The sequence below is a fragment of the Sphingobacterium bovistauri genome, assembly GCF_020295405.1.
GTDB classification, from domain to species: Bacteria; Bacteroidota; Bacteroidia; order Sphingobacteriales; family Sphingobacteriaceae; genus Sphingobacterium; species Sphingobacterium bovistauri.
In genome coordinates this window covers 152,063-175,382 of the sequence record NZ_JADEYP010000004.1, presented here as the reverse complement: position 1 = coordinate 175,382, position 23,320 = coordinate 152,063, and the positions used below count along the sequence as shown (strand labels likewise).

17 protein-coding genes are annotated in these 23,320 nt (G+C 34.1%); 5 read left to right on the top strand and 12 right to left on the bottom strand.

Features of this window, described 5'->3' with window-relative positions; all coding sequences use genetic code 11:
- Nucleotides 1-8 precede the first annotated feature (8 nt).
- The 5 genes from nrdI (at nucleotide 9) to IPZ78_RS03950 (ending at nucleotide 6,727) form a co-directional block, all read left to right on the top strand.
- Nucleotides 9-413, top strand: a complete 405-nt coding sequence (nrdI, locus tag IPZ78_RS03970; RefSeq protein WP_225551636.1) for a class Ib ribonucleoside-diphosphate reductase assembly flavoprotein NrdI — start codon at nucleotides 9-11, stop codon at nucleotides 411-413.
- Nucleotides 373-2,478: a class 1b ribonucleoside-diphosphate reductase subunit alpha gene (gene nrdE / locus IPZ78_RS03965; RefSeq protein ID WP_225551635.1), complete on the top strand. Its 2,106-nt coding sequence runs from the start codon at nucleotides 373-375 to the stop codon at nucleotides 2,476-2,478. Before nrdI ends, nrdE begins: the two co-directional genes overlap by 41 nt.
- Before the next feature lie 96 nt (nucleotides 2,479-2,574).
- Nucleotides 2,575-3,561: a class 1b ribonucleoside-diphosphate reductase subunit beta gene (nrdF, locus tag IPZ78_RS03960; RefSeq protein WP_225551634.1), complete on the top strand. Its 987-nt coding sequence runs from the start codon at nucleotides 2,575-2,577 to the stop codon at nucleotides 3,559-3,561.
- Between the two features lie 127 nt (nucleotides 3,562-3,688).
- On the top strand, nucleotides 3,689-5,104 hold the full coding sequence (locus tag IPZ78_RS03955; protein WP_225551633.1) for a M20/M25/M40 family metallo-hydrolase: 1,416 nt from the start codon (nucleotides 3,689-3,691) through the stop codon (nucleotides 5,102-5,104).
- A 126-nt stretch (nucleotides 5,105-5,230) separates the two neighbouring features.
- Nucleotides 5,231-6,727 (top strand): S41 family peptidase, encoded by a 1,497-nt coding sequence (locus IPZ78_RS03950; RefSeq protein ID WP_225551632.1) that lies wholly within the window; start codon nucleotides 5,231-5,233, stop codon nucleotides 6,725-6,727.
- Between the two features lie 44 nt (nucleotides 6,728-6,771).
- Here the strand turns inward: IPZ78_RS03950 and IPZ78_RS03945 are convergent, their stop codons facing one another.
- From IPZ78_RS03945 to IPZ78_RS03890, 12 genes are all read right to left on the bottom strand, one after another.
- On the bottom strand, nucleotides 6,772-7,212 hold the full coding sequence (locus IPZ78_RS03945) for a Dabb family protein (RefSeq protein ID WP_225551631.1): 441 nt from the start codon (nucleotides 7,210-7,212) through the stop codon (nucleotides 6,772-6,774).
- 60 nt (nucleotides 7,213-7,272) lie between these two features.
- Nucleotides 7,273-7,929 carry an HAD family hydrolase gene (locus IPZ78_RS03940; protein WP_225551630.1) on the bottom strand — a complete coding sequence of 219 codons (657 nt, stop codon included), beginning with the start codon at nucleotides 7,927-7,929 and terminating at the stop codon, nucleotides 7,273-7,275.
- A gap of 113 nt (nucleotides 7,930-8,042) precedes the next feature.
- Nucleotides 8,043-9,758 (bottom strand): GMC oxidoreductase, encoded by a 1,716-nt coding sequence (locus tag IPZ78_RS03935; protein ID WP_225551629.1) that lies wholly within the window; start codon nucleotides 9,756-9,758, stop codon nucleotides 8,043-8,045.
- 1 nt (nucleotide 9,759) lies between these two features.
- A complete protein-coding gene (locus tag IPZ78_RS03930) occupies nucleotides 9,760-10,239 on the bottom strand; it encodes a gluconate 2-dehydrogenase subunit 3 family protein (protein WP_225551628.1) in 480 nt (159 codons plus the stop codon).
- 164 nt (nucleotides 10,240-10,403) lie between these two features.
- On the bottom strand, nucleotides 10,404-11,219 hold the full coding sequence (locus IPZ78_RS03925) for a hypothetical protein (protein WP_225551627.1): 816 nt from the start codon (nucleotides 11,217-11,219) through the stop codon (nucleotides 10,404-10,406).
- 51 nt (nucleotides 11,220-11,270) lie between these two features.
- The gene (locus IPZ78_RS03920) at nucleotides 11,271-12,284 is read right to left on the bottom strand and encodes a DUF4302 domain-containing protein (protein ID WP_225551626.1); all 1,014 of its coding nucleotides are present in this window, start codon (nucleotides 12,282-12,284) and stop codon (nucleotides 11,271-11,273) included.
- 1 nt (nucleotide 12,285) lies between these two features.
- Entirely contained in the window at nucleotides 12,286-13,155 is an 870-nt protein-coding gene (locus tag IPZ78_RS03915) for a putative zinc-binding metallopeptidase (protein ID WP_225551625.1), read from the bottom strand.
- On the bottom strand, nucleotides 13,156-14,592 hold the full coding sequence (locus tag IPZ78_RS03910) for a RagB/SusD family nutrient uptake outer membrane protein (protein ID WP_225551624.1): 1,437 nt from the start codon (nucleotides 14,590-14,592) through the stop codon (nucleotides 13,156-13,158).
- Nucleotides 14,593-14,604: 12 nt separating this feature from the next.
- Nucleotides 14,605-18,135, bottom strand: a complete 3,531-nt coding sequence (locus IPZ78_RS03905) for a SusC/RagA family TonB-linked outer membrane protein (RefSeq protein WP_225551623.1) — start codon at nucleotides 18,133-18,135, stop codon at nucleotides 14,605-14,607.
- A 218-nt stretch (nucleotides 18,136-18,353) separates the two neighbouring features.
- Nucleotides 18,354-19,520 (bottom strand): FecR family protein, encoded by a 1,167-nt coding sequence (locus IPZ78_RS03900; protein WP_225551622.1) that lies wholly within the window; start codon nucleotides 19,518-19,520, stop codon nucleotides 18,354-18,356.
- A gap of 81 nt (nucleotides 19,521-19,601) precedes the next feature.
- Entirely contained in the window at nucleotides 19,602-20,189 is a 588-nt protein-coding gene (locus IPZ78_RS03895; protein ID WP_225551621.1) for an RNA polymerase sigma factor, read from the bottom strand.
- 309 nt (nucleotides 20,190-20,498) lie between these two features.
- Entirely contained in the window at nucleotides 20,499-23,315 is a 2,817-nt protein-coding gene (locus IPZ78_RS03890; RefSeq protein WP_225551620.1) for a peptidase associated domain and porin domain-containing protein, read from the bottom strand.
- Between the last annotated feature and the right edge of the window lie 5 nt (nucleotides 23,316-23,320).

Below are 23,320 nucleotides of genomic sequence, written 5' to 3'. Positions count from 1 at the left end.
ATCGATTTATGATACTATATTACGACACAAAAACAGGAAATGTACAGCGCTTTATTGACAAAGTAGTACAGATCACTGGATGGACTGCGATACGTATTCAAAAGGATATGCAAATCGAAGAAGAAGGTCACTTAGTGACTTTCACGACCAACTTTGGACAGATTCCAGCTCTTACAGAAGATTTTGCAACAAAAAATAATGCAAAATTATATTCGGTAACCTCAAGTGGTAATCGCAATTGGGGAAGAAATTTTGGTGTAGCTGGTGATAAAGTAGCTTCACTTTTCGAGATACCGTTAGCTTTTAAATTTGAGCTTTCGGGTACAATGGAAGATATTAATCAATTTATAGATATAATTAAGAATCAATACTATGATAGCAAACGAGGTAGCAAAAAACTGGATATTGCTTAATAATGAAATCATGATCAAACATGATGACGAGTACAGCTTGCATAAAGACAAAGAAGCTGTGCGCGCCTATTTCTTAGAGTATGTAAATAAGAATACTGTATTCTTCTATACACTTAAAGAAAAAATTGATTATTTGATCGAGCACAATTATTACATCAATTTTTACGAGTGGTTTACTTTTGAAGAAATGCAAGAGGTCTACAATTTTGTAGGTAGTAAAAAATTCCGTTTTGCATCCTTCATGGCGGCATTCAAGTTTTTTCAAAGCTATGCACTTCGTGATGATTCTGGAGAGAAATTCTTAGAGCGCTATGAAGACCGTGTCGTAGCCGTTTCTTTATTTTTAGCACGTGAAGAAGGCATAAAAAAAGCTATCGAGTATGCCGAAATCATGATCAATCAAGAATATCAGCCTGCTACCCCGACATTCTTGAATGCTGGTAAAAAACGTTCAGGTGAATTAGTTTCTTGTTTCTTAGATGAAATCGGCGACAACTTGAATGGTATTGGTTATGCTGTAGATTCTGCGATGAAATTATCATCCATCGGTGGTGGTGTTTCATTCAATATATCAAAAATCCGTGCACGCGGTGAAGCTATCAAGGGCGTAGACGGCCGTGCAGGTGGCGTACTTCCAATTATGAAAATCATGGAAGATACATTCTCTTATGCCAACCAATTGGGGCAACGTCCTGGTGCTGGCGCGGTGTATTTAAATGTTTTTCACTCGGACATCGAAGAATTCTTAGACTGTAAGAAGATCAACGTGGACGAAAAAGTACGTATCAAATCTTTATCAATTGGTATCATCGTTCCGGATAAATTCATGGAATTGGCGGAGAAAGATGAGCCTTGCTATTTAATCTATCCACATACTGTTTTCCAAGAATATGGCCAATATTTGGACGAAATGGATATGGATCAATGGTATGATGAATTGATTACGAATGCAAATGTGAAGAAAAAGAAAGTCAACGCACGTCACTTATTAGTGAAAATTGCACAGACACAAAAAGAATCTGGATATCCATATATTTTCTTCAAAGAGAATACAAACCGTGCACATGCTTTAAATGGCATCGGTCGTGTGAAATTCTCTAACCTTTGTACAGAGATTATGCAAGTATCTGAAGTTTCAGATATAGCAATTTATGGCAAAGAAGATACTATCCGTTATGGTATTTCATGTAACTTAGGTTCATTGAATATCGCAACAGTAATGGATAATAAGCGTATCAAAGAATCTGTAAAGACTGCAATGCGTGCATTGACTGTTGTATCAGACGTAACAGATATCGCGATGGTTCCATCAATTGCTAAAGCAAACCGTGAGTTGCACTCTGTAGGTTTGGGGGCGATGAACTTACATGGTTATTTAGCGAAAAGTTTCGTCATGTACGAATCACGTGAAGCCTTAGATTTTGCGAATACATTCTTCATGATGATGAACTATTATTCATTAGAAGCTTCCATGGAGATTGCAAAAGAACGCGCACGTACATTCGTAGGATTCGAAAAATCAGATTACGCTTCAGGCAAATATTTCGATAAATACACGGAAAGAGATTATATACCACAAACAGATAAGGTTAAAGAACTATTTGAAGGCGTGCATATCCCAACTATTGAAGATTGGAATAATTTAAAAGCGCAAGTTATAGAGCACGGTATTTACCACGCTTACCGCTTGGCTATCGCTCCAAATCAATCTACTTCGTATATCATGAATGCTACTGCATCGGTAATGCCGATTGTAGATATCATCGAAGTACGTGAATACGGAGATAGTACGACCTACTACCCTATGCCTTACTTGACAAATGATAATTATTTCTACTTCAAGTCAGCATATGATATGGATCAAATGAAGGTCTTAAAATTAATTTCTGTAATTCAACGTCACATTGATCAAGGCGTCTCTACGATTCTTCATACCAACTCAAAAGACAATACACGCGACTTAGCGAAATATTATATCTATGCGCACAAATTAGGCTTAAAATCGTTGTACTACACACGTACACGTAAGTCTTCAATTGATGAGTGTATCTCATGCTCGGCATAGATGATCAGTATTAAAAGGTAAAATATTAACCATATAAGAGACGCTGAATAAAAAACATTTTATTCAGCGTCTTTATCAAAAGACAGTTAAATCAAAATGAGTAAGCAATTTACGGCAGTAAACTGGAATACACCAGACAACGATTACGCATTAATGTTCTGGGAGCAAAACATTAAACAATTCTGGATTGATACAGAATACATTCCTTCGAAAGATATCGATAGCTGGAAAGGTTTGAGCTGGGATATGAAAGAATGTTACAAAAAAGCATTAGGAGGTTTGACTTTATTGGATACCCTACAAAGTCATACTGGTATGCCAAAAATCATTGATCATATTTCCTCGTTACAAAATAAAGCCGTATTGTCTTACATGTGTATGATGGAAGCTATCCACGCTAAGTCGTATTCCACAATTTTTTCGACAGTATCAACTACGAACGAGATAAATGACGTATTTGGCTGGGTGTCGCAAAATAAATTCTTGCAATTCAAAGCATCTACTATCGATACTTACTACCGTGCCATTGACAAAGAAAATCCAACTGACGAAGAGTTATTCATGGCTTTAGGTGCTTCGGTATTGTTAGAGTCTTTCTTATTCTACTCGGGCTTCTTTTTACCATTATGGTTGTGTGGTCAAGGACAAATGGTTGCTTCTGCAGATATCATCAAAAAAATCGTAGCAGACGAATCTATTCATGGTGTATTCGTAGGTCTAATTGCACAAGAAGTATTTGCTAAATTACCGAACAAAGAAGAAGTAAAAGCAAAGTTCTTGAAATTGTTGAACGACCTTTACGAAAACGAAGTAAAATATACAGAAGAATTGTATACAGTAGTAGGTTTGACCGCTGAGGTAAAAGAGTATGTACGTTATAATGGTAACAAAGCTTTGATGAACTTAGGTTTCGAACCTATCTTCGAAGTAAAACAAGTAAACCCAATCGTATTAAACGGTTTGAATACAGAAACAACACAACACGATTTCTTCTCTAAGAAATCTACAAACTACGAAAAAGCAACCGAGATTGTCCATTTAATGCACGATGATTTCGAAATGGATGCTACCGTAGATATTTAAGAAATTACTTATAATAAAGCAATTTTCACCTCCCTTTCAGAGATTCTGGAAGGGAGGTTTTTATTTTAACAGTATTTTAGGCATTTAAACCTTTTAATTTATTAATTTAGAGTAAAAAAAATAAATTATGAAACATTTATATTCTATACTTTTTCTATTCATCACATATAATCTTTCGGCACAAAATATAAACATAGATTCCTTATCCAAACACGTTCATTTTCTCGCTTCAGAAGAACTTCAAGGTAGAGCATTAGGTACTGAAGGAAAAGATAAAGCAACAACATATATTGTAAATCAGTTTGAACGTATTGGATTAATCCCATATAAAAATAATTATCTACAACATTTTGATTTAAATTTTAAACTAGCTTGGGTAAAGGCAAAAAATATTATTGGATTTGTAGAAGGAATCGACCCTGAGCTAAAAAATGAATTTATTGTCCTAGGTGCACACTATGATCATCTCGGACCTAAAAAAGATAAAAGCACATTCTACCCAGGAGCTGATGACAATGCATCTGGCGTGGCAACAATCATTGAACTTGCACGCTATTTCCAACAACATAAACCCAAGCGCAGTATAGTATTTATTGCTTTTGATGCTGAAGAATCTGGTCTATTGGGCTCTAAACATTTTGTGAAACAACTTGACATTAATGAGAAGAATCAAATAAAAGCAATGTTTAGTTATGATATGGTAGGTATGCTGAACAAAAATAATGGATTAAATTTAAAAGGAATAGCTAGTCTAGTAAATGGAAAAGAGGTAGCACAAAAACATGCACAAGATATCAATTTGTTGGACCTGTCTTCCGATATCGAAGAAAGAACAGATACTGAGCCCTTTGGATTAACTGGCATTCCTGCCATCCATGTCTTCACAGGCTTAAAATCTCCTTACCATAAACCAGAAGACAAAGCAAATCTGTTGGATTATCCAGGAATGAAAAAGGTAGCTGACTACACCGCAAAAGTCATTGCAGACTTAGCAAATGAAGAGTTTGTCCAAGCTGCTCGCTCTATGGAAGCTGTAAAATCGGATCCTAAAAAAATAAATAAACCATTTTCTTTAGGAGCTACGGGTTATTTTGGATTTTCAAGACATCTTTACAATGACGAATTTTATGATGCAAAGGAAGAGGTTGCATATAGTATAGGATTCTATGCTAATTATAAATTTTCTAAGCGTTGGGCAATTAATGTGGAAGCATTATTTGATGAAAACACTAGTCAGTCAGTAGAAGGAAAATTTTTTAGACACTCCTTACTAATTCCGGCAAATGTAGAATTTGGTAATTTACTCTATATCAATGCAGGTGCGTATTATAAACATCACTTTAGCGGAAAAGATGGGGATATCGAACTTGATTTCAACAATCAATATCGTTCAAATGAATGGGGATATAATTATGGTGTAGGATTAAAGTTTAATAAGTTACGATTCGGATGGCTTCAACGTAATTCATTGCAATCCATTTTTAAACAAACCTCTAAAGTTATTCCAAACGCAGTATATTTCAATCTCAGCTATAAATTTTAACATTGAATAAAGCGATTTTCACCTCCCCTTCAGAAATTCTGCTGGGGATTTTTATTTAAATATAGTTTACGAATTTTCTTACCTTAGTCTATAATAGTATGGAGTACATACACTAACAAAAATTATATGAAAAGATTTTTATACACACTGTCTATTATTACAGCTTTTTTAATCTACAGTTGTGACAAAAAGGACTCACCCAACCCTGATAACAACAATGAATGGGACACATCTGCAGAAGCATATCTGAAAGATTCTACATTATATATTACTAAACTGGTTTCATTATGGCAGGATTATATAATCCCTGCCAATATCAATGATATAGCAGATTCTGTAAAAGTTAGAAATATTACAAAAAATCAACCCACAGCTGATAGCACCCTTAATTACCTTATTGGTTTGACTCCCAAAGATGCAAGTGGCAATCCTTATGATAGGTTTAGTTTTCTGGATAGACAGGGTGTCGTGAATGAAGAAATTCAAAATGCTAGAGCTATAAGTTATGGTATGTATGTTTTCTATCTGAAAACCACCGAATCGAAGCAAGATAATAACAATGCCCATCTGTATGTACGGATGGTAGATTTAAATTCACCAAGCTATCAAGCAGGAATACGTCGAGGAGACCGCATCATCAGTATAAATGGAAATACAAAATTTGATTATAACACGCAAAATTCACAAAATTTCAGGGGCATTAGTGATGCACTTGGTAGTGAAAAGATGGTGATCAAATGGAAGAAACCAAGTGGAGAAGAATTGGAAAAAACCGTTATAAGTGGTCAATATTCGATTAATCCCATTTTGACATCATGGATCAAGGATATTGATAATAAAAAGGTAGGGTACTTTGCTTTTAGCTCTTTCTTAAGCATCATTAATAATCAAAATCAACCGACAAACCTACAACAGAGTTTTCAAACCCTATTTACACAATTCGAAACAGAAGGAATCAAGCACTTAATAGTTGACCTTCGTTACAACGGTGGGGGTTCCACTTTCACAGCGGAATATTTAGCGAACAAGATTGTGCCAGCTACAGCCAATGGAAAAAGAATGTATTACTACAAACTTAACCCCTTTGTTGAGGCAGAATTGGGCGATGAATTTCCTCCAGAAGATTTCAATAAAAGCGGTAGCCTAGAATTAACCAAAGTATACTTTCTTGTTACTAGTTCGACAGCTTCTGCAAGTGAATTACTAATTAATTCACTGAAACCCTACATGGATGTGCAGGTAATTGGTTCAGAGAATACATATGGTAAACCTGTAGGGTTTTGGGGTATTCCTATTGGCAAAAAACCTTCCACAGCAGATATTTTTGTTACTTCATTCCAAACGTTCAATGCTAACAATTTTGGGGATTATTTTAATGGCTTAACACCAAATAAATTAACCAAAGAAGATTTCTTTAAAGAATTCGGTGATGTGAATGAAGGTTTCATTGCGGAAGCAATATTCCATATTAAAAATGGGTCCTATTCTACAGCGACTAGATCTGCGATAGCAGCAAAAGATCTACGACGTGTAAATAATACATATAACATAAAATCAGTGAATTCGCGTGCTAGCGACATCGGGATGTTTAAATTTAGCGATAACGTTATCAAGTTAAAATAACTGTAAAAAAGAACGGGACTTAAAAATTTAAGTCCCGTTCTTTTTTATACATCAATGACAACTGTGTCTCGAACTTCCACTTTAGTCCAATATTTTTTGTATTTCTCTACTGCATCCAAATGTATGGGGTGAACCTCATAAACATTAATCTCATCTATACCCTCATAACTTACCGTAATACTATAAGAAAATGAATTATCCACTACAGGACGAGGATTTGTAGGAGCTGGTTTTCCAATATCAATTGATTTAATACCTGGAACGGTTTTTAATATTCGGAAAAATTCCAAAAAATCCTTTTCTTCTTCTGGAGTAATACCCTCTTTCAGCCAAAAATAAACTTGATGGATTATATTTCCAGCAATCAAAGTATTTTGTTTGACTTCTGCCTTTTCTTCTTTTGAATCAGTGGACGCTGTACAAGATGACAACAAACTCGTTGACAATCCTGCAATTCCAGCACCTAGAAAAATTCTTCTTTTCATAATTTAACTTTAGTATATTGTTAGGTAGCTTATTTTCAACAAGATACTAAATAAATTATTCTAATCAATACTATCTATGAGAATTGATAAATCTTGGATCAAATATTTGGCTGTGGACAAGCGATTAATTTCTGACTGATGTCGTGTTACAGCAACACATTGCAATCCTGCTGACGAAGCCGATGTATAACCGGTTATCGTATCTTCTACCGCCAAAACTTCATCCTTATCTAGGCCCAGCTTTTGAGTTGCAAGCAAATAGGGTTCCGGATTTGGTTTAGGATTTTCGACCAGTTCTCGCGTCACAAAAAACTCAAAATAGTCAAGTAGATTATGATGTCCTAAGACAGTATTTACTGTAGTCGAATAACTCGAAGTGACCAATGCAATTCTTATTCCTTTAGCTTTCAACTTATCCAACGTCTCTTTAGCGAAGGGCATCAAACGAATGGTAGTCATATCCGACTTGGCATAATTAGCTCTTGTAGTCGTCCACATAAACTCTTGTGTTGTTTCAATTCCAAATTTATCTTTCAGAAAGTCAACATTACGAACCAAAGTATGACCTGCAAAGTCTTGAATCCAATCATCAAATGTAATATCTAAACCAAATTCTTTAGCAAGAATTGGCGCCCAATTACTAAAATAAAAATACTCTGAATCAATTAAAGTACCATCCAAATCAAATAATACAGCTTTAACATTAGGAATTTTCATATTTCAAAGGTCGGCAAATTATTCATTTAAACGACTGTTTTACGTTATAAAAAACGCAGAAAAGTCCATTCAAATAAATGATATGGACTTTCCCTTGGATAAAATTTTGGATATTATATATTTCTCTTTTTTAATTCATTAACTGCATAATCTACAGATCGGGCTGAAAATGCCATATATGTTAAAGATGGATTCTGCGTTGAGGTAGAAGTCATAGAGGCACCATCTGTCACAAAAACATTCGGCACAGCATGAAGCTGATTCCACTTACTAAGCATAGAACTTTTAGGATCTAACCCCATACGTACTCCCCCCATTTCGTGTATATCCAAACCTGGAGCTTGCCATTTATCGTCACGACGAATATTTGTAAATCCAGCCTCTTTAAACATATCTTCCATCGTGTCAAGATAATCCTTTTTCATCTTTGCATCATTATCATCATAGTCTATCGCAATTTTAAGCAATGGAATTCCCCAATCGTCCTTTTGCGCAGCATCCAATGCTACATAATTAGATTCCTTAGGAATTGTTTCTCCCATCATATGTGAGCCAACTGACCATTTGCCCAGTTTTGGATTTAATAATGAATTTTTCAATTCTTCACCTAAACCTTCAGTATCCGAATAACTATATCTTCCAGCACCAAATCCTGCTGCATATCCTCGCAAATAATCTGTTTCTTGCTTATGCAAATTTCTGAATCGTGGTATATATGCCCCACCTGCTGGATTGCGCCCTGCTGTTGTATAGTCTAATAAACCCTCGTATTCTGCATAGATACGTGCACTGTAATTATGAAAAGCTACATATTTGCCCAGTGTATTGCTATCGTTACCTAATCCATTTTCAAAACGATTGGAAATAGAGTTCAGTAAAATCAGATTTGTATTAATAGCACCTGCATTTACAAATATGATTTCAGCAAAGAAATCTATTTCTTCCTTGCTATTTCTGTCAATTACTTTTACACCTAAAGCCCTTCCCTTTTGTTCATCATATAGTATAGAATGAACTACAGAATCAGGCCTAAGTGTTAAATTTCCAGTCTTAGCGGCCCAAGGTAATGTCGATGCATTAGAGCTAAAATATCCGCCAAAAGGACATCCTCGTTGGCAAAGAGTACGATTTTGACACTGCGTTCTCCCCTGTTGAATATGGATAGGCTCAGGTTTTGAGATATGGGCACATCGAGCGGAGATTACTTTTCGATTAGGATATTTTTTTTCAACACCCTGTTTGAAATATTTCTCAACAACATTTAATGGATAACCAGGCAAAAACTCACCATCAGGAAGTTCGGGCAAACCATCCTTATCTCCAGCGATACCTGCAAATCGTTCAACATGATCATACCATGGCTTCAAATCAGCATATCGAATAGGCCAATCTACCGCAAATCCATCTCGCTGTGGCCCTTCAAAATCAAAATCAGACCAACGCTGGGTTTGTCTTGCCCATAGCAATGACTTTCCACCGACTTGATAACCCCGAATCCAATCAAAAGGCTTCTCTTGTATATAAGGATGTTCAGCATCTTTTACAAAGAAATGCGCTGCGTCTTCATGAAAAGCATAACACTTACTTACTATTGGGTTATCCTTTTTCACTTGATAGGGCATTTCATTGCGATGTTCGAATTCCCAAGGATTCATATTGGTCGTTGGATAATCCTTGATATGCTGCACATCACGTCCACGCTCCAACACAAGAGTCTTCAATCCGCGCTCACACAATTCTTTTGCTGACCAACCTCCGCTAATACCAGAGCCAATCACAATCGCATCGTATGTTCTTTCCTTTTTAGAATCTATATTTAGATTTGCCATACTAGCTACTAATTTTTACTGCACCGTCATATCTTCCTGGCACCAATTCATAAATTACTTTGTTTTTCATGACGTACTCAGAATTCTGATACCCCATTAAGGTTCTTCTTTTCAAAATATCAAGGAATTTATCCTCCTTTTCTAAGGATGTCAAATAATTTTGTACTTCTGCTAATGGTTTCCCTTTTATTGTTTTAGATTTTTTCAATCCCTCAATAAATGCTTGTTGATCCTCTGAGCTATGGCAATCATCAACCATTTTCATAACAAAAAGATGCAATTTCAATGATCTTGCACCTGGGGAATCTGTCTCTGGGATAATTGATTCGACTAATTGCGCTAATAATTCCTCATCGTCTTTCGTAAAATCTACATTTGATAACGCTATACTTGCTTTGTTTCGTCCAGAATCACATGCTGTGGCTATGGCTATACCACCGGCTAGAATAAAAAGTTGCTTAATCGCGGTTCTTCTTTTCATTATCATTTAATTGGTAACCGAATATAAGAATTATTTTATGAAAACGATTTAGCAAAGAATAAATTCATTGTAGACAGATATAATAAAAAAAGAGTTACTTTATATAATAACTCCTTCAACTCTTTTCTAAAATTGATAATAATTATCAATTTTTGTATTAATTCTTAATCTATATTATCATATTGATTCTTAACCATTCGATAGTATGGACTTAATTTCGCTCTTCCCTCTAATAGGAAAAAAGCTTTTCTAAAGTCATTAAAATTCCTATTTGCCAATAAATCTTTGAAGATATAATACGTACTTACTGGACTCTCGGTATTAGAGACAGCCAAAGAATTAAATTTCATATTGACAAATTCACTTTTGAATCGATCTAAGCTATCACTCTTCAATAAAATATTCACCTTACGCGCCTCATCCCAGTTATTCTTAGCAATATAATCAATCAAATTTCTAGACCAAATTTTGTGTTGAGTCTCGTTCAACGAGTCTGCTTCTTCATATACATGTTCATATACTAAAGAAAGAGCTAAATCTTCCGATGTTGAAATCACATCAAGGACATCTTGATAATAATTTGCCGTCTCCATATCTTCTTTTGATAACACTTCATTCAATCTTAATTTGATCCTGTTATCTTGATTCCTATTTAAGTAAATATCTTTAATTAAATAGAACTTATTATCAATATCAAATACAATTTTACCTTCTTTCCTTTTGAATAATTTATGCGGGACAAATGTTCTCTCCCATACCAAACAAATGGTATACATATCCTCGGGCAGAGATTCAATACTTAATTGTTTACCATTTAAATCCTCATAAAAAGAACTATAAATTTTATCTCCAGATACTGTGTGGTAAATTTCAACGTATGCTTGTTCAAGAGGAATTTCAATATCCACAATAAGTTTGTCATCAATTGAATGGCAAGAAATAATAAAAAAACAAATGAAAATATAAATGTATTTCATCATAATTGAGAAAAACATCCTCCTATTGGAGGATGTTTTTTAATATTTCAAAAATTAGGGATAAACTGTATAAACTCCTGATACAATGGGCTTACCTTGCTTGTCGTATGCTTCCAATTCGATTAAAGCATTATTACCAGATTTGGTCACCTTATTGTATACCAAATAGGAGAAACCATACTTCGTATTGAATAATGGATTATTAACATTTAAGGTATTACTACCCCAAGTTTGAAAAACTGTCAAACTATTATATCCTTGGGTAAATCCATATACCGTTGTATTTAAGCCAGCAGTAGCACTCGATGTAGCAGCTTCCATCCAGGTACCATTCATAAGAAAATGTGGATCAAAAACTCTAGAAGATGCATCAGACAAAAAGGCATCCGTAACACTCCAAGATGCTTGATTATAAGAATTAGGATTAATATTAAGTAATACAAACAAGCTGTCGCCGGACAAATGATTCTTTAAATTTACCCTCGACCATTTATTAATATACACATGATTCGTAGTTTGACGAAAATCCAATTCCAAAGGCCCATCCCAATTCCAAGTAACGGGTTTTTTAAATAATTTGTATATCACTCCCCCTTCCTTTGCATAAGAAGGTCCACTACGAATACCTTGAATAGTAAGAGTATCTGATTTAACATCCAAAACATTAAACTGATAATCAGTAATATCTGATAAATAGGCTCCTCTTCGCATTAATGCTGAAATTGCAGATCCTCCAGAAAAATTTAAGACAACACCTGAAGCACCTCTATTAATCAGATAAGTAGATTTATTATTCGCCTGAATACCAAAAGGAGACACCATAGATACCAAATTTTTGGCAGTATCAAACTTCATAATAATAGGAAAATATGCATTTCTAGAAGCTGTACCCTTCACCATCATCACCCATCCTTCGGGTGTTGCCCCCAAAGCTTCTTTTAAATCAAGTTCCTTTTTATCGACAGAAGCGAATATATCTTCCTTCTTAATTTGCATTTCATCCTTTTCACAACTTACTAGTGCAAACAGTAACACTGCAAGCATATATATGATATTATACTTTTTCATATTAATAATTTGTTTTATACACTACTGAATCACACAACACTTGTAATCTATGTAAATTTAGACCCTTATCTTGATAAAACTTCATCACAAAATTGTACTTAGTCTTTAATTTATCATTAGTATTAATTAATGTTGTAACTGTATTTTCTGGAAAACGAGTAATATGTTCCACCGTAGTAGCGAAATCTTCTTCAGGTGCAAAGCCTCCATAATTCCTAAAGAAGCCATCTGAATTTGCTTGAGCCAATGTTTTCGTACTCCACTGTTCCTTGTAATAAGTCCCTACAGATATATTATCAAATAAAGGACCTCTACCATACTTTACATCTTGATTGTGTGCATGTTCATGCCAAAGAATTACCAAATGATCATGTAAATTAGCCTTATTTTGCTTATCGAAGTTATTAATACCTCCCATACCCAACCTATAAAACTGACCATTAAATCCCGCTCCACTCCCTTGATTAGTAGCTACTGGTGTATTATGATAATAGCCACCCATTATGATATATTCACGCGGTGTTTCCTTACTATGGTATTCTGGAAAATTATCCTTTAATGGCTTTAGCCAAAACTTATCCACCATTAGCCTTGTATAAGCCAAAGACTTATCATAAGTTGCGGGATAATAAAAAGCATTCCCATTTCGAATTATTTTAGGTGTAAACTCATAAATAACTTTAGTTCCATAAGCCTTATAAATAGAATCACATAAATAATCCAATTCATTCCATTTATCCTTTGGCTTGTCTACAATATCGAAATAATCAATACTTTCATCTATTGTAGTAATTTCTTCACTTTTTTCACACGACTGACTCAGAAAAGCAAGCATAGTCATGCTCAAAAATAATTTTATGTACATTTTCATCTATCTCGGATTTAATTGTGTTTCTAAAATCGGATTACCTATTCTAGCATTAAGAGGAATCTGTAAAGCTGTACGAGGATCATTTGGTTCTAACCGTGCATCTACTTTCGAAGAGTTGATATCCAACTTATGTTCAACAGGAAGCCCCAAACGTTTCACATCATACCATCTAAGTCCTTCGGCTAAAAATTCTATTTGACGCTGTAGTAATACCTCTTCTAAAACCTGTGCATCTGTAGCAGAAGTCGGAACGGCTGCATTTGTAGAATAACGTGTACTTTTGAACAAATTTATATCAGTAATAGCAGCCGCTTTGTTTGGAGTACTTAATCGCAAATAGGCCTCAGCTCTACTTAACAAGACCTCTTCAGTTCCAAACATAATATACCTACTAGTGCCCCAAGAAGTATGATTTTTTGCGACATAATTAGCATTATCAATTACTGTTCCTGCATTATTAAGATAAGTTCTACGTCGATCTGAAGAAGTAATCTTTGTCACTAAATCTCTGCTAACAAAAAAACCACCCCAGTTATTACCTGTTGGATAATGTATGTAATTACTTTGAGCCGTCATAATCAAATTAGGATGAGTTGATGGATCATTCATTTGATTTAAAAAATATGCCCAGCCAAACTTAGTTAATAGCTCAATATCCTTCGGAATATTACGTAGTACAAGACCTGTAGCTGTAAAAGTTTTATTAGCATAGTCTATTGTCTTCTGATAATCTCCTTTATAAAGATTGAATCTACATGCAAATGCATAGGCTGCCTGAATAGTAAATTGATAAGGATTGGTTGGAGCATATGATGGATGTTTCTCATAAGTACTGATCGCCTTAAGTAAATCTGCTTCTATTAAATCATAAGCCTCTTTGACAGTTCCTCTTGAAAATACTGGACGATTTTCTTTATTAACCTCCGTCACTAAGGGCACAGACAAATCTTTATCATATGTAGAAGTATTATAATGCTTACCAAATAAATTGGTCAGAACAAAATAACTATAGGCTCTGACTAGTAAAGCCTCTGCTACTACAACATCTTTTGCTATACCATTTCCTTCAACACTACTTGCATTTTCAATAGCATAGTTTGCATCATATATACTATTATAAAAATGCGTATATGCTGTAGCAGGTGAAGGGTAACCCAGGTTTGCTTCATACTCATCATCAAACAAATACATTGGCGTATAAAGGGGTCTCCAAGCTGATTGCATTAGAGATGGATAAATAAAATACGAATCTGTAAGCATATCGGTGAACATATCCATTTTAGTAGGATATGAATCCTTTACCAAAGCTCCCAAATCCTGATCATTCTTTATTTCCAACCTATTATCATAAGGTACATCAAGATATTTTTCACAACTTTGAAATATCAGCATTGCTAACAACATAGTTGTTATGAATATTTTTTGTTTTCTTTTCATAATTTTCGATTTTTAAAAGCCTAAAGCTAAACGTAATGAAAATGTTCTTGGATTAGGTAAGTTAACACCTGTGATATATACATCTGGATCGACTCCACGTAACCTCTCACTAGCCCAATATTTTAGATTATTCGCTGACAATGTAATTCTCGCATTCTTAATATAATTATCTCTTTTAAGCAATGCCGTAGCATTGTAAGTCACCATCAATTCACTTAATCTAACATGACTAGCATCTACCACTCGTGCTGTAGACCGATTGAAAGCCACTTCATCAATATTCGACAACGTAGATAAAAATGACTGCTGTGTAGTACTTATTAAACCTGGAATATAAGTATACACTTCATTACCGCTTGTTTGCCACATATAATTTAGATCGTTACTTTTTGAGTTCACATCAAAATATGCTCTTTCTACTACGGCATTATTAAACACTTTGTGTCCTGCGGCAAAAGTGAAAAAGACTCTTAAACTAAAATCTTTGTAATTGAATGTAGACGCAGCCGAGCCAGTGGATGTCGGGGACCTAGGCCCCATGTATGATATAAGATTACGATCTGTTGATGATGACGCTAAACCATTAACAATATCTACCCCGTTAGAAAACATAGGTCGTCCCATAGTATTCAAATGTGAAAAATTATATGCATATAGTCCTTCCAAAGGATTTCCTTCTAGACCATATCCATTAGGACGAGTTATCGTTGTTAAATTAATCGTCTGCAATGTTCCATCAATAATTTTATTTTTGACATATCCATAGATAAAGCTTAAATCCCATTTAAAATCTGATCCATTTAAGACATTATTTGCAGCAATAGTTACATCAATACCATTATTTGTCATATTTGCCCAGTTCACTAATTTATTAGCAAAACCTTCCTCTAAACTTGTATTAAATGATGAGATCAAATCTGAATTTTTACGATGGTAGTATTCAACAGTTGCATTAATCTTATTGAATAATCCAATATCAATACCAATATTTTTCACTAAATCTCGTTCCCAATTTAAGGAGTATAATTCCGGCGAAAGTATTCTTATCCCACTCAAAGAATTAGCTTCATCTATACGATTTAAATTCACAGGTTGAGCATTCAACTGGGGCGAAGTTTGAAATGTATTTCCTCTTAAAGCATAACTTGCTCTCAACTTCACGAAATCTATTGTGTTAGCTAAACCTGAGTTCTGAAAGAATGCCTCTTTCTCCATATTCCACGAGAACCCTAATGAATAATTTGGTAAAAATTTAGAGCGTACTGCTTTACCGAATACATTACTAGCATCAAAACGTAAACCTCCCTCTACATTATACCTATTCAAGTATGAATATTGATGCGAGGTATAAAAGCCTACTTCTCTGACATTTTGAAAAGATGTTATAAATAACTTATCATCCTCTGATACTGATTTTAAATATGCCAATGAAGAAGGATTAGTTGTCTTACCAGAATAATACATATAGCCGAAGTTCTTATTATAACTCCGATCTATATATTCTTCACGAATTTCAGACCCCACCAAAGAATTTAAATGATGGTCAGTCCAAGATTTATCAAAGGTAACTTGGTTACGGATATTATATGTTTTACTTGAGTTACTACGTGCAATCATTATACCTCCAAAAGGAAGAATAGACTCCTTTACAGCATTTGGATCGTTTGGATTTCTCCATAATAAATCATTTTTCTCTCTCAGTTGCTCATTATAATCTACCCGATGCGCTTCTGCATAGTTTGATCTCTCAGTAGCTGTATGATTATAAATATTATACGTTCTACGCAAAGCTCCTGTAAACTCATAAGTCCAGTTTTCATTGATTTTGAAGGTTGGACGCACCATAACCCGAAATTCTTGCGCATTAATATCAGCAAAGTTTTCACCCAACTCTTCAATAATATTAAATGGAGCCAAATTATTCATATAGTATTTTAGAGTGCCATCTTCATTATATGGGACCATTGCTCTACTTGTTCCCGCTGCATATAACAAAGGATTTAACTCGAAAGACCTATTAACTGCGCCAAATGAAGTGCCTGAATTTAATACACCAGGAGTTTTTTGATTACGTTGTGAATAATTTGCATTTATATCTAACGAAAGCCATTTTGCAGGTTTAATGACATCACGAAAATCAACTGTATATCGATCAAAATCATAGCCTATAGCTTGTCCATTGTCTTTAGAATAATTGCCCGACACATAATATGTATTTTTATCAGTACCCCCTGAGAATGATAAATTATGCTCTTGTGTTAAATTATTTTTAAACAAAACATCAAACCAATCAGTATTCGCCCGAGTAGCATATCTAAGATCAGCATAAGCCTTTTCTTCATCTATTTCGCGAAGCCCATAAAGACGATATGCTTCCGTATATGCTCCTGTTCTTGAGGGCCAAACTTCATTTGAATAATAGCCTGCATTCCATAAGCGGCGGTTTAAATTCATCTCTTCTTCTGAAGTCATCAAATTAAAATCATTGACATTTGGCTTTAAACCATAAGCTAACGAAGATGAATAGTTAATAGAACTTTCATTTGATTTTCCAGACTTTGTTGTAATCGAAATTACGCCATTCGCAGCTCGCGTTCCATACAATGAAGTCGCTGCGCCATCCTTTAATATTTGAATATCCTCAATATCTTGAGCGTTTAAACCTGCAATTGCAGACCCCAATACCGCCGCAACATCTCCCGAGTACAATTGGCTTACTGCAACATTTGCTGGCGAAGTAATTGCCACACCATTCACTACATACAATGGTTCTTGATTTGCTGATATAGATGCATTACCCCTAATACGAATCTTTGCTGAAGTACCCATTGTACCAGATACATTCTGTACAGATACACCTGCTGCTGCTCCTTGAAGCATCTTAGAAACATCGACATAACCTGATCGCTCGATCAATTTTTTATCAACAGAACTTACTGAACCTGTAAATTTTTGTTTATTTATTTTTTGAAAACCTGTTACAACTACTTCATCAATATCCCTATCCTCAGTCGAAAGAGTAATATTCATATTATCTGAAGCTGGTCTTTGAACGGCTACATAGCCTATAAAGTTAAACCGAAGAGCTGCATTTTGCTTTGATACACTCAATGTGAATTTCCCCTCATTATTGGTGTTTGTCGCATTAGAGCTGCCAATTTCTGTTACAGTTACACCTGCTAATGGTTTACCCGTATTATCCGTAACTGTACCCGATATTTTCTGCTGAATGACTTCTTTAGGCTTAATCGTCTCAGGATTAATAGTAATAATCTTATCAGAGATAATATAGTTAAATGGTTGATTGGAAAATATATCATCTAATACTCCAATAAGATTCTCGTCATTTGCTGAGAGTGTTACTGGCTTCGAGTTTTTTAAATAATTTGAATTAATTAAAAAGCTATACCCTGTTTGTTTTTTTATCTCCGCAAGTACTCGATTCAATTGCTCATTCTTAACGTTCAAATGAACTTTTTGACCGTAAGTATTTGCAGAAACTTGAATGCCTAATAAAAAAATTAAAGCAATAGTTATTTTCATTTTTAGTAGTGTATAATAACTAGTAGATAGCGCAATATTCTTTCGATATCTATAGAAAGAATAATTCACTTTTATTTTGTCCATAATTGAAAGTTAAGTACATCCATAACTAATTGTTATATTTGTACTGGTTAGAAATTTAGTAATTAGAACGACTGATTTTGAAACCCCTACACTGGGGATGCGCCAACATCTCCAGTATTTTTATTAAAATGTATTTATTTAACCAATACCCTCCTTTCTTGTATTTCATACTTATATCCAGTATTTAAGGAGAGAACTTTTAATAGTTCTGATAATTTAACTTTTCTTGACAAACTCCCAGATAAATGCATATTCTCTACATCCTTTCGAACGAAGACAAACTTTACATTATACCAATTTTCAATCTCCCTCAGCACCTCAAAGAAAGAACCATTATCAAATAAAAATTGATCATTAGTCCAAGCTAATTCCTCATCTACCTTAGTGTTTTTAATCTCAACAGCATTATTTACTATTGATTGCTGTCCAGGCTTTAAGAAATAACTTTTATTGTCAACGATAATACGAACAGCTCCTTCAATCAAAGTCGTTTTTGCTTCGTCTTTATTTGACATTAAGTTGAAAGAAGTGCCTAAAACCTCAATAGTCTGCTTTTCTGAAAATATCCTGAAAGGCTTTGATTTATCCTTAGCAATATCAAAGTAAATCTCACCCTCAGCACTAATATCCCTATTATTCTTTCCGAAAGAAACGGGATATGTTATCGTAGAAGCAGAATTTAATGATGCTATAGTCCCATCAGACAATGTCAATTTTGTAAAGCCTCCCTTCGGAGTGGTAATCGTGATATTCTCCAACATATTACTATTGGCACTATCGATTTTATACTCCAATACACCTTCTTCAGACCTGTAAACACTAATTCCGTTTTCTTGATAAATTAAGCCTGTAGTCGTAGAATCTACAATCAATACATCTCCATTTCCTAGAGAAATATTTGCTAACGATTGAGCTGGATTAATGTCAGAAATAGTATGAACTGAGGTAATACCTTCTTTTTTTTGGAAAAATTGAATAATAAAAAATGATGCTATAAATATTGCTACTATTGAAGCTGCATAGCGCATTATACTATAGTTTTTCTTAGAGAAAAACCTCTGATTTTCAATATCCTTTTTTGATTCTATTTGTCTTTTAACATCTTCAAACTTTATTCTATTAAAATTTACATCAATAGCATCTATTTTCTCTTCTGAATCTTTTAAAACCTGGCAAATGGTATCTTCCAAAGTCTTTAAATCAGCTTTAGTAATTAGCTCTTCTAAGAATTGACTTTGTTGCTTGGTGATGACTCCATCAAAATGGTTCTTCAACAAATTATACAATTCACTATTATACATATACTATTAGATTTATAATTATCAGCTTATAATAGTAATACGTATAGAATAGAAAAACACACTATTGGAAATGTGTATTTTTTATAAAAAAAATATAATTGTAATAATTTTTGCCTCTAAGTGGTATTTAGATGCATAATTTCTAATTGATTTAGTAGCTGAGACCAACTGATTACTGACCGTAGAAACAGAAATACCTAAGATTTCACTTACTTCAAAATAACTTTTCCCTTCCAATTTGCAAAGTGTAAAAATTTGCTTTCGTTGCGGAGGTAACATATTTATTGCATCTTCAATAATCGATAATGATTCTTTCTGTATATAATACTCTTCTGTAGATTTTTCAAGATCACATCTACTATTTGCTAAAGTATTTATGAGATTTTGATTTCTCACATTTTTCCTTAAATGATCAATAGACAGAGATGAAACCATCTTATACAGATAACTTTCAAAAGTCTCATAAGTAATGGATAAATCTGCCCTTTTGAGCCATAATTTCACAAAAAGCTGTTGCATTACTTCTATTGAAATATCCTCATCCTTAAGTATGTAGTAGATTCGTTTTAGAATTCGTTCAGAATAAAGATTGAATATAACAGAAAATGCCTTTTCATTGCCATTAATAAAGGCATTAAAAATAGTGATATCCAATTTTTGTTTATTCATTATTTAGGATTGCAAATGCTTTGCATTGATAAGTAAATATAAATATTATTAACCAAAATACTTAAATATCGGATATAAATCGAATTAATTGTAAATGATAATTAATTTCAATACAGATCTGAATACAAAGAATTAAAGCTCGTATTTTCTTATTATCAGAATCTTGAATTAATCGTATGGAATAATACAATAGAGAATTTCTTATATTACAACATTGTGAATATACTGATCTAATATAAACCAAACACTTCTCAATTAGCTTACTTAGTACCTATAACATTTTTTTCAAAACACATCTCTTGAAGCCAACTACTTGAAACCGAATTTTCTTGGAAAGTATGTTAATGATAACATGTAGTATTGTGTCAAAATATTGCGATACCCCGTCGTAAACTCAGTCAATCCATTGTTAAAATATAAACCCATATTTTGTCTTAACAGATCGTAGGCAGACAATTTTAACTCCAGATTATTCCCTTTAAACATACGATAAGTTGTACTGGCATTCCAAATGACAGCGTGATCCGAATAATTACCCGATGTATTATATCGCCCTGTTGCATTTGTATTAACTGACCAACGCTTGGTGAATGCATACGACATACTTAATCCAGAATTCCAACTGTAAGAAGTATAATTGTTAGAAGACACTTCATTCAATTTGTCATAGCGTTCATAACGACTTAGGTTGTTCTTCCACCCAACCTGATATTTATCTAAGACTGTATAATAAAATTCCAATCCAATATTTTGACTATTGTTTAGCATTTCCTGCATTGTAGTACCAACATATTGAAATTTGTTTCCCCAATTCGTACCAGTATTAAATTGCACGGAGAAGGTTTGTGTCTTTGAAATCATAAAAGGCTTCTTACCAGAGAAACTAATGGAATACATATCCATTGGTTTTAAAATCTGTGCGACGTAGGCCTCTTGCTGATTAGCAGCATATACAATACTGTCGGTCAATCCATTTGTGTATCGACGTATAGATGAGTTCAAATTAAAAGTAAATCCGTATTGACGTTGCTGATTATAGGAGCCATTCAATGTTAATTGATGCAAGCCTGTTTTCTCCAAGAGCTTATCTGTACCAAAATAGCGATAGGCTGGATTGATATCATCATAAATTGGCCTCATCCGATCTAACAAGGGATATTCTTCATTATAATTATAATTTAAAGACAGACTAGAATGAAAAGAATTTTGACGAGAATAACTATAATTTAACCTTAAGGAGGGCAGAAAACTTTGATAGGCTAATCCCAAATTTCTATAATCCAATGTAGATTCATTTTTGTCCTTATAAAAACGTCCAGCTATCGTACTAGAAAAATAGAAATGTGAATTCATTCTACCATAGAGATTCTTTGATTTAAGAGTTCTACCGAATTCAACATAAGGTTCATATTCTACATTGTTAAAATTCGAGACATGGGATAGATCTTGATTACTAGCAGTTATTGCATTATTAAAGTCTGTTACTACGTTTATCATATCTGTAGCATTCCATCTCGCCTTGGTTCCCAATGTGACACCAGAAGTTTGATCCATTATCTTCAAATCAAGTTGTAGGTTTCGCGAATCAAAATCTTCATTATAATCACGATGATATAAGCGGTTAAGATCTGCATTCAAATAATTCTTATAATCACCTATGGTATATTTAGCATTATTATTATCAGAAATACCAGCCCGAACATTGAGTGTCATCACGAGCTGATCTGTAAAAGAATATTTATCCCCACCTCTATAAAATGTATGTCGTCCTGCTTTACCGTGTAGATCTATAGTAGTATTAAATGATGCACTATTTCCCCGAAGCTGAGAAGAATTTTCAGTTTCATTTTTTGATTGATTATTTACTAGGGCATATTCATTAAAGGTTGTGGAAAGACTTTCATTGTTATTTTGGCTCAAATCCAATATGCTTCGAACTGTAATAGGTCTTTTCCCCAAACTACTTACGGAATTGTTATAACTGATGTTAGCATCATGCCGACGTGCAGTATTATCATTGGTGGATCTATTTGTTCGGAAATTTTCTTGACCTTGTACCACGTCCAATAATCGAGAAGTCGATTCATTCATTTGAAGACTGTTATCCCATCGGTTTAGAACACTCGCTTTTAATAGGTTATCTTTTCCTACTTCATTAGTCCCCAAAAAATCATACTGGTATCGTCCACCCAAAACATTCTGTTGCAAAATTCCTGTTCGCATAAAATCAGAGTCAAAGTCTGCATTAATACCTATTCCTTTAAAAGTTGTATTTTTAAGTAGCTGATCAATACTATTTAGACTTTTATTGACATTATTGACAGAATAAGCCAATGTCGTTTGCGCTCTTTTGGTCGATCGATTGAGATTGAGGTTCCCATCATACCTTTTTTCAGTTCCTCCACCAGCTCCCACACTTCCCATCAGTATATTATCCTTTCCTTCTTTCAATATCAAGTTCATCTGGTATTTTTTATCATCCGGATCTTCACGTTGCTTTTCTCTATCACGAGAATCATATACTTGAACAGTTTTTACAGCTTTCTTATCAATATTTTGAATTGCGGTAGCCATATCGCCACCAAAAAATGGTTTACCATTTACCAAAACAGAAGGAATTTCACGCCCATTATAGGTAATTGCACCATCCCCCCACACCACCAAACCAGGCAACCGACGTAATAAATCCTCCACAACAGCATTTGAATCCAATTGAAAAGCATCTGCATTAAATTCCAATGTATCCCCATTCATGCGCACTGGAGGAATCACATCTACAGCTTCAATTTCATTTTCGATAAAAGGCATATTGATATGACCTAGATCCAACTCTTGATTTTGCTTCATCACAAATTCCCGAACAGCTTTTTGATAGCCTAAATAAGTAAACTCAGCTACATACTGTTTGTTAAAGGTTAAATCTGAAATCTCAAATTTCCCAAATCGATCCGTCAAACCCACTTTGTCTACTGTTTCCTTCCCTTTTTCAAATACCGACACAGACACCGAACGAAGCATATTATTGTGCGTGGAATCAATTATAAAACCTTTGATTTTGGATTGTGCATGAGACTGAAAAGTTATAAAAAGACTGACTACTAAAAGATATAAAATACGTAGATTCATGGATG